Source organism: Nocardia cyriacigeorgica NBRC 100375 (genome assembly GCF_000308555.1).
Classification (GTDB): Bacteria; Actinomycetota; Actinomycetes; order Mycobacteriales; family Mycobacteriaceae; genus Nocardia; species Nocardia cyriacigeorgica.
On the sequence record NZ_BAFY01000289.1, the window covers coordinates 1 to 633 of the forward strand.

Consider the following 633-nt stretch of genomic DNA (forward strand, 5'->3'; position numbering starts at 1 on the left):
GCCTTTGCATACTTATCGCTCTCAGATTACAATCGCAATGGCTGCTTTCACTGCTTCCATGGTGTCCCTCCCCGCGGCTGTGGCTACCAAGCCCAGCAAGGCTGGCTTCTCCGGCCTGGCCCGCGTCGCCCTCCCCTCCAAGGCTGTGCCCACCTTCGCACAGAGGACCGTCTCCAACGGCTGCCGCACCCGCCAGATGCTCGTGTGGGAGCCCACCGACAACAAGTTCTTCGAGACCTTCTCCTACCTGCCCCCTCTGACCGACGACCAGATCGCCAAGCAGGTGGACTACATTATCCGCCAGGGCTGGACTCCTTGCCTGGAGTTCTCCCGCCCCGAGGGCGCCTACGTGAAGGACATCGCCAACATCCGTTACGGCGGCTCCGCCAACTGCGGCTACTACGACAACAGGTACTGGGCGATGTACAAGCTGCCCATGTTCGGCTGCACCGACGCTTCCCAGGTGCTGGCTGAGATTGCCAACGCCACCAAGTCCTTCCCCGACTCCTACGTGCGTATGGCCGCCTTCGACGCTGTCCGCCAGGTGCAGACCGTCGCTGCCGTCGTGCGACACGCGGCAGGCGACGGTCTGCACCTGGCGGACAGCGTCGAAGGCGGCCATACGCACGTAGG

Annotated in this window: 1 protein-coding gene; it reads left to right on the forward strand. The window is 63.8% G+C overall.

Annotated features, from left to right (window positions below; all coding sequences use genetic code 11):
* Positions 1-58: 58 nt before the first annotated feature.
* Positions 59-633, forward strand: a 575-nt coding sequence (locus tag RJ05_RS33185; protein WP_217999018.1) for a ribulose bisphosphate carboxylase small subunit, incomplete at its 3' end; no start/stop codon positions are given.